The following is a 10,065-nucleotide window of genomic DNA, read 5'->3' as shown; positions in this document are numbered from 1 at the left end:
GTGCACAGGGCATCGGGTGCTCCACGCAGCGAAATAAAGGAGGAGGGGCGCAGCCCCGGGGGACATTCGCGGAGGGGAGTACCCGGTGGCCTTTGCACTCGCCCTGAACAGCGGCGCCAAAACAGCGACGCCCCAAACAAAAACCCCGCAAGCAACGGCGTAAAAGCCGGCGCCCTCCCCGCAGTCAGCAGGAGAGGGCGCAGCACATTCAAGTCCGTGGTGCCTCGACCAGGTCGTCGTCGATGTGCGGATCAGCCGGCTGTCCCCGCAGCTTGCGCACAGTTCGCCGAATCCAGTGCTCGATGTCGTCCACATACGTGAACACAGCCGGCACCACCAAGAGACTCAACACGGTAGAGGTAATGAGCCCCCCGATCACCGCCATTGCCATCGGCGAGCGGAAGCTTGAGTCCGCCGTACCAAGACCCACCGCAATCGGCAACATGCCCGCGCCCATGGCCAGTGTGGTCATGATGATGGGCCGTGCACGCTTGTGGCAGGCGTCGCGCAGCGCATCCCAGCGGCTCATGCCATGGTCGCGCCGCGCCACGATGGCGTATTCGACCAGCAGGATCGAGTTCTTGGTCGCGATGCCCATCAGCATGATCAACCCGATCAGCGATGGCATCGAAAGCGCTTTCTGCCCGATCAGCAAACCGACGAACGCCCCGCCCAGTGCCAAAGGCAATGCGCAAAGAATCGTCACCGGATGCAGGAAGTCCTTGAACAGCAGCACCAGCACGATGTAGATGCACAGCACGCCCGTGAGCATCGCGAGGCCGAAGCTCGCGAACAGTTCGGTCATCACCTCCGCATCGCCGATCTCGGTCACGCGCACGCCGGGCGGCAGCTTCTGGATCGATGGCAGCGATGTCACCGCTGTCTTGGCATCTCCCAGGCCCACGCCCGAGAGCTCGATTTCGAAGTTCACGTTCCGCGAGCGGTCGTAGCGGTCGATGACGGCTGGGCCGCCTTCCATCGTCAATGACGCCACCTGGCTCAGCATGACCGGGCCGCGTGTACCCGGCACCGAAAGACGGCCGAGCAGATCCAGGTTCTTCCGCGCCGAATCTTCGAGCTTCACCACGATGGGCACCTGCCGTTGCGCGAGGTTGAGCTTGGCCAGCGCCTGGTCGTAGTCGCCCAGCGTGGCCACGCGCAAGGTCTCGGCAATGGCCGAGCTGGTCACGCCAAGATCGGCGGCGCGTGCGAAGTCAGGCCGCACCGCGATCTCGGGCCGAATCAGGCTCGCGGTGGAAGTGATGTTGCCCAGGCCGGGCACGGTGCGCAGGTCTTTTTCGACCGCACTGGCCGCACTCGCCAAGGCCGCAGGGTCTTCGCCCGTTAGGGCAAGAATGTATTTTTCGCCTGAGCCGCCAAGGCCCACGGTGCTGCGCACGCCGGGCAGCGTTTCGAGCGCGGCGCGAATCTGGTTTTCGATCACCTGCTTGCGCGGCCGGTCGCCGCGGTCGTCCAGCTTGATGGTGAGCGTGGCCTTGCGCGTTTCGGGCGTGCCGAAGTTGGCGAACGGGTCGCCGCCTGCGCTGCCGCCCGCCACCGTGGTGTAGACGCTCTTCACGTGCGCAATCTTCATCACGCGGTTTCGCGTTTCTTCCGCGGCGGCGGTGGTCTGCGCGAGCGTGGAGCCGGGCGCCAGCGAGAGATAGATCTGCGTCTGCGAGTTGTCGTCCGGCGGAATGAAGCCGGTCTTCAGCAGCGGAATCATCGCCAGCGAGCCGAAGAAGAAGAGGGTGGCGAACACCATCGTCTTGAAGCGGTGGTGCGTGCTCCACTCCACCGCGCGCATGTAGACCGTGAGCCAGCGCGGCTCTTTCTCGGCGCCGACCACCGGCTTCAGGATGTAGGCAGCCATCATCGGCGTGAGCACCCGCGCCACCACCAGCGACGCAAACACCGCCAGCGAAGCCGTCCAGCCGAACTGCTTGAAGAACTTGCCCGCCACGCCACTCATGAAGGCCGTGGGCAGAAACACCGCAATCAGCGTGAAGGTGGTGGCAATCACCGCCAGGCCGATTTCGTCGGCCGCCTCCATGGCCGCTTCATATGGCGACTTGCCCATGCGCAGGTGGCGCACGATGTTTTCGACCTCCACGATGGCGTCGTCCACCAATATGCCGACCACCAGCGAGAGCGCGAGCAGGGAGATCACGTTGACCGAGAAGCCCAGCAGGTGCATGCCGATGAAGGCCGGAATCACGGACATGGGCAGTGCCACGGCCGAGACGAAAGTGGCGCGCCAGTCGCGCAGGAACAGCCACACCACGATCACAGCCAGGATGGCGCCTTCGTACAGGAGGTGCAGCGAGCCGTCGTACTCTTCTTCCACCGGGTCGACGAAGTTGAAGGCCTCGGTCAGTTCGATGTCGGGGCGCTGCACGCGCAGGTCGGCCAACGCCTTCTGGATGGCGCGGCCCACTTCCACTTCGCTGGCACCGCGGCTGCGCGCCACTTCGAAGCCGACCACCGGCTTGCCGTTGAGCAGCGCCGCGGCGCGCGGCTCGGCGATGGTGTCGCTGATGCGCGCCACCTGGTCGAGCCGGATGCGGCGGCCATCGGAAAGGGCGATCTGCATGTCCGCGAGCTGGTCGGCCGACTGCACGGTGGCCAGCGTGCGCACCGGCTGCTCGCTACCGCCCAGGTCGATGCGGCCGCCCGCGCTTTCGGTTTGCACCTGGCGCAACTGGCGCGAGATGTCGGCCGCCGAGGCGCCCAGTGCCTGCAGCTTGGCCGGATCGAGATCGACATGCACCTGGCGCGTGACGCCGCCCACGCGGTTGACCGCGCCTACGCCGGGCAGCGCGAGCAGCTTCTTGGTGATGTCGTTGTCGACGAACCAGCTCAACGCCTCGCTGTCCATGCGTGGCGAGGCGATGGTGAAGGCCAGCACCGGCTGGGCCGCGAAGTCGAGCTTGGTGACGACCGGGTCGCGCACGTCGGCCGGCAGGTCGGCGCGCACGCGCTGCACCGCGGAGCGCACGTCATCCACGGCCTCTTGCACCGGCTTCTCGAGGCGGAACTCGACGATGAGCGTCGCGGCGCCGTCCTGCACCTTGGTGGTGATGTGCTTCAGGCCCTGCACCGTGGCAATGGAGTTCTCGAGCTTGCGCGCAACGTCGGTTTCCAGCTGCGAAGGCGCGGCGCCGGGCAGCGATGCCGAGACCGTCACGGTCGGCAGGTCGATGTCCGGAAAGTTCTGCACCTTCATCGCGTTGAACGACAGCAGCCCACCGAAGGTGAGCAGCACGAACAGCATCACCGCCGGAATCGGGTTGCGGATGGACCATGCGGAAACGTTCATGGGCGTGCCTTTGTTTCGTTGGCGCCGGGGTTGCCCACGGGCGCCGATGCGGCGGATGCGGCAGGCTGGGCTCCGGCCGCCGCGGGTGCGGGTGCCGCCACAACGCGCACCAGGTCGCCATCATTCAGGAAGCCCGCGCCCTGCACCACGATCTGCGCGCCCTCCGGCAGCGCACTGGTGATTTCGACGCGTTCACCGACGCGGCGGCCGGTCTGCACCTTGAGCTGCGCCACGCGGTTGTCGGGCAGCAGCATGAAGACGTTGTTGAAGCCGTCGCGCGGAACGATGGAGCTCTGCGGCACGGTGGGCGCCGAGCTGCGGCCGAGTTCGAAGTCGCCGCGCGCGAACATGCCGGCCTTGATGCCGGTGTTCTGCTGCACGTTCGGCAGGTCGACATAGACCAGCGCCGCGCGCGTTTGCGGATCGACCGTGGGCGCAATGCTGCGCACCTTGCCGCGCACCTGCGCGCCGCTTGCGCTGACCACGAAGGCCGTGGTGCCCACTGCGATGCGGCTGAGCTCGGCCGAGGTCACCTCGGCACGCCATTCGAGCCGGCCCTGGCGGATCAGCCGGAACAGCTCGGTGCCCGCAGCCACCACGCTGCCGACCGTGGCGGTGCGCGAAGAGATCACGCCGTCGTCGGGCGCCAGCACCTGCGTGTTGCGGCCGCGCACTTCCTGCGCGGCCAGCACGGCTTCGGCCGCTTCGACGCGTGCCTTGGCAGTTTGCTCGGCCGTCTGGTACTGGTTGATCTGCTGCTGGCTCAGCGCGCCCGTGGCTTGCAGCGTGCGGGCGCGCGCCGCGTTGCCCGCGGCATCGGCCGCCGTGGCCCTGGCTTCGGCGAGCGAGGCGCGCGATTGAGCGATGTCGGCCCGCACAGTTTCCGGCGAGAACACGGCCAGCACCTGGCCCTTCTTCACCACATCGCCCACGTTCACGCGAACCTCTGCCAGCTTGAGGCCGCTCGATTCGGAGCCCACGCTGGCCTCTTGCCACGCTGCCACGTTGCCGTTGGCCGCCAGCGTGAGCGTCAGCTCGGTGGGCTCGGGTTTGGCGACGGTCACCGTCAACGTGGGCCGGGGCGGCGGTGCGCCGTCCTTGCCCTTGGCGGCCGCGGGCGCGGCGCCGGGCTCGCCCGCCGGCTTGCTGCGCGTCAGCCACAAGGCCGCGGCAACCACGATGACGAGCGCCAGCAGCGCGATGACGAGGGTAGAGCGTTTGATTCTTTTCATGGCGACGTCGCGACCTTGGCGGTCGGGTTGGAGGTCATAGAGGGCGATTCGGGGCGGGCCCATCCGCCGCCCATCGAGCGGTAGAGCGCAACCCAGGCTTCGGTGCGTTCGCGTTGCAGCGAGACGCGTGCGGTTTGCGCTGCATAGAGCGTGCGGCGCGAATCCTCGAGTTCGAACAGGCTGGCCAGGCCGCTCTGGTAGCGGGCCTGGGTGGCGTCGAACGAGGCCTGGTAGTTCTGCACGGCCGTGTCGGCATCGGTGGCGCGCGCGTTCGTGCTGTCGAGGTTGACCAGGGCTTCTTCCACCTCTCGCACGGCCTGGCGCACGTTGGCCCGGTAGAGCGAGACGGCTTCGGTGTAGCGCGCCTTCGCCGCTTCGGCGTTGGCGGCGCGCGTGCCGCCGTCGAACAGGGGCACGGTGAGCGACACAGGCCCCACGGTCCAGGTGTCGAGCGATTCGCGGAAGCCACTGGTGCGAATCTGCATGCGGCCGATGGAACCCGAAAGCGACAGGCGTGGATAGCGCGCGGCCTCGGCCGAACCCACGTCGGCGCTTGCTGCGGCAACGCCCAGTTCGGCGGAATACACGTCTGGCCGCTGCGAGATGGCCTGTGCCGGCACGCTGGCAATGCTGCCCACCGCCGGCAGGGCGCGCTGTGCCGGCGAGGCTGCGAGCTTTTGCTCCAGCGTTGTCTCGTCGATGCCGCTGAGCGCCACCAGCGCCTTGCGCTGCACTGCGCACAGTGCGCGTTGCTGGGTCAGGCGGCCGGAAGCATCGGATGCGCTGGCGCGTGCGAGCGCGGCATCTGCCGGCGCGGTAAATCCTGCGCGCGCCGAAAGGTCGGTAAGCCGCGCGGTTTCGCTGCGGGAGCGGGCATCGGATTCAGACACGCGCAACTGCTGCTGGCAGGCGCGCTCGGCGAAATAGGCGTTCGCGGTCTCGGCCGCTACGGCAACGCGTGCGTCGTGCCACTTGGCATCGGCACTTTCCTGCCGGTTGCGCGCGGCATCGCGGTCGGCGCGCAGCCGGCCGAACAGGTCGATTTCCCATTGCGATTGAAGTCCCGCCTGCAGCGTGGTCACCGGTGCAAGCGCGGTGGCGCCACCGCTGCCGGACGAGGCGCCTGAAGCGCCCGATCCGAGCGAAGAGCCCGAGACGCCGCGGCTGGCCGAAAGCGTGCCGTCCAAGTTGGGCAGCAGCGCCGCACCGGCCGCAATGCGGGTGGAGCGCGCCTCGGCCACGCGCGCCGCAGCGCTCGCAACGTTAGGGCTCGCCGCTTCGGCCGCGGCAATGAGTTCGACCAGCAGCGGGTCGTCGAGCTGGCGCCACCAGTCGGCCAGCGACGCGAGCGAGCCGCCGTGCGGCAGCGGCGCGTGCCACTGCGCGGGCATCGGCGCTTCCACCGCGGCGAGCGGCCTCATGAACCCGCAACCACCGAGCCCGAGCCCGATGCCGAGCGGCAGGCATAGCGTGTAAATCAATCGAAGTCTTCTCATGTCTTCTTTCTCCCGGATCGGACTTGTGCGGCCGCGGGCTTGGCGGCGGCCTGGCGGCGCAAGGCTTCGGCCTCGACCAGCGCAAGCGCGTAGCTGGTGAGGCGCTGGGCCCAGGTGTCGACGCTGCGCGGCGTGTTCAGCAAAGAGGGGCGTATGGCTTCGACGAGGTCCTGGCTCACGAAGAGCTGCATGGCCAGGCCGGTGATGGCGAAGGTCAGGCGATGCACGTCGTCGTCGGGCCGCGAAAGGCCGAGCCGGCGGCACAGAATGCCCGCAATGGCCTTGTGCGGCGCCTTGATGTCGCGTTCCATTTCTTCGGCCCACTGGCTGGTGGGCTCGAGCATTTCGCGCAGATGCAGCTGGATGCACTGCCGCACGATCTCGCCTTGCTTCAGCGGCTCGATCATGTGGGTGAAGAAGATGCGCAGCGCCTCTTCGATCGGCATGTCGGGTGCGTCGTAAAGCTGCACGAAGTCTCCGGCATTGCCGCCCATCGGCTCGCCGAAGGTGGCGGCATACAAACCGGCCTTGTCGCCGAAGTAGTAGCTGATGGCAGAGATGTTGACACCGGCGTTGCGCGCAATTTCGCGTGTGGAAGTCTTGGCGTAGCCGTTGGCGGCAAAGAGCGCGAGTGCGGCGTAGAGAAGGCGCTGGCGCGCTTCAACGCCGTCGCTTCGAGGCGCGCGGGCGGTAATGGCTTGAAGGGCGGAGGCGCTCATGCCCGCGATTAGACCATGCGAGTAATCAAACGATTGATTTACTTAAGACCGGATGAGGGCTTTAGTCGCACTCGTCGGTTGAATGTGAATTCTGGACAATTCCAGTGCCGCATTGATGTCCGATTTGTTGCGGATTGATGCACGCTACGATCCGCCCATGTCCGCCGCTCCGCCCGTCACCGCATCTTCCGCATTGCCCCTTGATGCCGAGGGCATCCTCGCGTTGGCCGCGCGCTCGATGTTCCATCTGTTCTCGAGCATCAGCCAGGGCATGTTCCTGGTCGACCGCAGCGGCCGCATCGTGTGGGTGAACGAAGGCTACCGGCGCTTCTTGCCTGCACTGGGCTTTTCTTCGATCGACCAGTTCCTGGGGCACATGGTCGAAGACGTGATTCCCAACACGCAGATGCGGCGCGTGCTCGAGACCGGCGAGCCGATATTGGTCGACCTGCTCACCAATAAAGCGGGTACTTTCGTCGTCAGCCGCATCCCGCTGCGCGCCGAGCACGACGGTCGCGAGGGTAGGGCGGGAGAGGTCATCGGCGCCATCGGCATCGTGCTGTTCGACCAGCCCGAAACCACGCTGCAGCCGCTCATCAGCAAGTTTGCGCTGCTGCAGCGCGACCTCGACGATGCGCGGCGCGAGCTGGCAACCCAGCGCAACAACCCGCTGTACCTGCATGCGGCCGACGGCCAGCGGCGCTCGAAATACACCTTTGCGAGTTTCATCGGCAGCAGCCCCGCGGCGGTAGAGGTAAAGCGCCATGCACGGCGCGCCGCGCAGTCGACCAGCCCGGTGCTGCTGCTCGGCGAAACCGGCACCGGCAAGGAACTGCTCGCGCATGCGATCCATGCGGCATCGGCGCGGGCCAAGGGGCAGTTCGTCAGCGTCAATATCGCGGCCGTGCCCGACACGCTGCTGGAGGCCGAGTTCTTCGGCTTTGCGCCCGGCGCATTCACCGGCGCCGACAGGCGTGGGCGCGAAGGCAAGTTCAAGCTGGCCGATGGCGGCAGCCTGTTTCTCGACGAGATTGGCGACATGCCGCTCGGCCTGCAGGCCAAGCTGCTGCGCGCGCTGCAAGAGGGCGAGATCGAGCCGCTCGGCTCCAACAAGCTCGTGCCCTTCGATGCGCGCGTGATCGCCGCCACCTCGCGCGATCTGCCCGAGCTGGTGCGCCGCGGCCAGTTTCGCGAAGACCTGTACTACCGCCTCAACGTGCTGCCATTGCGCGTGCCGCCGCTACGCGAGCGGCGCAGCGACATACCGGCGTTGGTCGAAGCCCTGGGCGAGGACATGGCGCTGCGCAGCGGCGAGGCGCCGCCCGAGCTCACACCCGATGCGCTGGCGCTGCTCGCAGGCCAGCATTGGCGCGGCAACATCCGCGAGCTGCGCAATGTGCTGGAGCAGGTGACCATGCGCAGCGATTCGCAGCGCATCGACGCCGCGCAGCTCGAACGCATCCTGCGCGAGGCGGGGCTGGAGCAGATCGAGTTGCCGGCCACGCTGCAGAGTGCGCACGATGCCGACGAGCAGGCGGCGCTGCTCCGGCCGCTTGCGCAACAGGTGGCCGAACTCGAGCGCAAGGCAATTGCAGCGGCGCTGGCGACCACCGGCGGCAACAAGCTGGCGACCGCGCGCTTGCTCGGTATTTCCCGTGCAACCCTGTATGAGCGGATGACGAGCCAGGAGCGGCAGGCGTAAAGCGCAAACGACCTGGCCTGCTCCGCAAAAACCCTGACTGATTGGCAGACATGTGATCAAAATTCAGACACGACAGTTGTTCTGAATTCAGTCGAATAGCGCTTCTTCCAAATGAAGAAGCGTTTGTTATCAATGAGTTAACCGCTGGCACGAAGTGTGCAATATTCAGTCACCTACCAAAGGAGACAAAGAATGAACCGTCGCCACCTCGTTGCCTTGGCCGCACTCGCCGCCTGCGCCGCCGCCGCACCCGCCTGGGCCCAGTCCAACGAAATCCGCATCGCGCACATCTACAGCAAGACCGGCCCGCTCGAGGCCTACGGCAAGCAGACGCAGACCGGCTTCACCATGGGCCTGGACTACGCCACCGGCGGCACGATGACCGTCAACGGCAAGAAGCTCGTGGTTATCGAGAAGGACGACCAGGGCAAGCCCGACCTCGGCAAGTCGCTTCTGGCGGCCGCCTACTCCGACGACAAGGCCGCGCTGGCGGTGGGCCCCACGGCTTCGGGCGTGGCACTGGCCATGTTGCCGGTGGCCGAGGAGTACAAGAAGATCCTCATCGTCGAGCCCGCGGTGGCCGATTCGATCACCGGCGACAAGTGGAACAAGTACATCTTCCGCACCGGCCGCAACTCGAGCCAAGACGCCATTTCCAATGCAGTGGCCATCGACAAGCAGGGCGTGACCGTTGCCACGCTCGCGCAGGACAACGCCTTCGGCCGCGATGGCGTCAAGGCCTTCGGTGCCGCGCTCAAGAAGGCGAAGCTGGTGCACGAGGAATACCTGCCGCCCGCCACCACGGATTTCACGGCCGGCGCACAGCGCCTGATCGACAAGCTCAAGGACCAGCCTGGCCGCAAGATCATCTGGATCGTGTGGGCTGGCGCGGGCAACCCGTTCAAGATTGTCGATCTGGACCTGAAGCGCTACGGCATCGAGATTGCCACCGGCGGCAACATCCTGCCGGCCATGGCGGCCTACAAGAACCTGCCGGGCATGGAAGGCGCGGCGTACTACTACTTCGGCATTCCGAAGAACCCGGTCAACGAGGCGCTGGTGTCGGCGCACTACAAGGAATTCAAGACGCCGCCGGACTTCTTCACGGCGGGCGGGTTCTCCGCTGCGATGGCGGTGGTCACGGCGCTCAAGAAGACGGGCGGCGACACCAACACCAACAAGCTCATCGGCGCCATGGAAGGCATGAGCTTCGACACGCCCAAGGGCAAGATGACCTTCCGCAAGGAAGACCACCAGGCGATGCAGTCGATGTACCACTTCAAGATCAAGGTCGATCCGGCGTTTGCCTGGGGCGTGCCCGAGCTGGTGCGCGAGATCAAGCCTGAAGAGATGGACATCCCCATCAAGAACAAGAGATAAGGGCTCGCCCCCAGTCTGCGCGCACTTCGTGTCGCTTCGCCAACCCCCTACCGGGGGCAACACCAGCGGCCCGGCAAAGCCGGTTCCGCGGTGTTCCTTGAATGTTCAGGGCCCAGGGACACGCCGCTAACTTTTCGCCCCGGGTGGCCGCCGGGCGAAGCGCCAGCTTGCGCCTTGCGGCGCGGGCGCGGCGTCACCAACGGCCGATTCGTCAGCA

6 protein-coding genes are annotated in these 10,065 nt (G+C 66.5%); 2 read left to right on the top strand and 4 right to left on the bottom strand.

What is annotated here, in order from left to right; all coding sequences use genetic code 11:
• Nucleotides 1-208: 208 nt before the first annotated feature.
• From V9K97_RS22630 to V9K97_RS22615, 4 genes are read right to left on the bottom strand one after another with little or no spacing between them, the layout of a single operon-like run.
• Nucleotides 209-3,319, bottom strand: a complete 3,111-nt coding sequence (locus V9K97_RS22630) for an efflux RND transporter permease subunit (RefSeq protein ID WP_337297701.1) — start codon at nucleotides 3,317-3,319, stop codon at nucleotides 209-211.
• Nucleotides 3,316-4,551: an efflux RND transporter periplasmic adaptor subunit gene (locus V9K97_RS22625; protein WP_337297700.1), complete on the bottom strand. Its 1,236-nt coding sequence runs from the start codon at nucleotides 4,549-4,551 to the stop codon at nucleotides 3,316-3,318. Before V9K97_RS22625 ends, V9K97_RS22630 begins: the two co-directional genes overlap by 4 nt.
• Nucleotides 4,548-6,047, bottom strand: a complete 1,500-nt coding sequence (locus V9K97_RS22620) for an efflux transporter outer membrane subunit (protein ID WP_337320848.1) — start codon at nucleotides 6,045-6,047, stop codon at nucleotides 4,548-4,550. The genes V9K97_RS22625 and V9K97_RS22620 overlap by 4 nt, the downstream gene beginning before the upstream one ends.
• The gene (locus tag V9K97_RS22615) at nucleotides 6,044-6,766 is read right to left on the bottom strand and encodes a CerR family C-terminal domain-containing protein (RefSeq protein ID WP_258506911.1); all 723 of its coding nucleotides are present in this window, start codon (nucleotides 6,764-6,766) and stop codon (nucleotides 6,044-6,046) included. The genes V9K97_RS22620 and V9K97_RS22615 overlap by 4 nt, the downstream gene beginning before the upstream one ends.
• Before the next feature lie 157 nt (nucleotides 6,767-6,923).
• Between V9K97_RS22615 and V9K97_RS22610 the strand changes: the two genes are divergently transcribed.
• Both V9K97_RS22610 and V9K97_RS22605 read left to right on the top strand, forming a co-directional pair.
• Nucleotides 6,924-8,468: a sigma-54 interaction domain-containing protein gene (locus V9K97_RS22610; protein WP_337297697.1), complete on the top strand. Its 1,545-nt coding sequence runs from the start codon at nucleotides 6,924-6,926 to the stop codon at nucleotides 8,466-8,468.
• 192 nt (nucleotides 8,469-8,660) lie between these two features.
• Nucleotides 8,661-9,848 (top strand): substrate-binding domain-containing protein, encoded by a 1,188-nt coding sequence (locus V9K97_RS22605; protein WP_337297696.1) that lies wholly within the window; start codon nucleotides 8,661-8,663, stop codon nucleotides 9,846-9,848.
• Nucleotides 9,849-10,065 lie beyond the last annotated feature (217 nt).

Origin of the sequence: Variovorax sp. CCNWLW186 (assembly GCF_037203865.1) — a bacterium.
GTDB lineage: Bacteria > Pseudomonadota > Gammaproteobacteria > Burkholderiales > Burkholderiaceae_C > Variovorax.
Note: the sequence above shows the minus strand (reverse complement) of the source record. Positions and strands in the feature narration are given on the sequence as shown.

Coding starts and splice junctions, on each gene's coding strand:
- V9K97_RS22630 (WP_337297701.1), bottom strand. CDS start 3,319: ATGAACGTTTCCGCATGGTCCATCCGCAACCCGATTCCGGCGGTGATG.
- V9K97_RS22625 (WP_337297700.1), bottom strand. CDS start 4,551: ATGAAAAGAATCAAACGCTCTACCCTCGTCATCGCGCTGCTGGCGCTC.
- V9K97_RS22620 (WP_337320848.1), bottom strand. CDS start 6,047: ATGAGAAGACTTCGATTGATTTACACGCTATGCCTGCCGCTCGGCATC.
- V9K97_RS22615 (WP_258506911.1), bottom strand. CDS start 6,766: ATGAGCGCCTCCGCCCTTCAAGCCATTACCGCCCGCGCGCCTCGAAGC.
- V9K97_RS22610 (WP_337297697.1), top strand. CDS start 6,924: ATGTCCGCCGCTCCGCCCGTCACCGCATCTTCCGCATTGCCCCTTGAT.
- V9K97_RS22605 (WP_337297696.1), top strand. CDS start 8,661: ATGAACCGTCGCCACCTCGTTGCCTTGGCCGCACTCGCCGCCTGCGCC.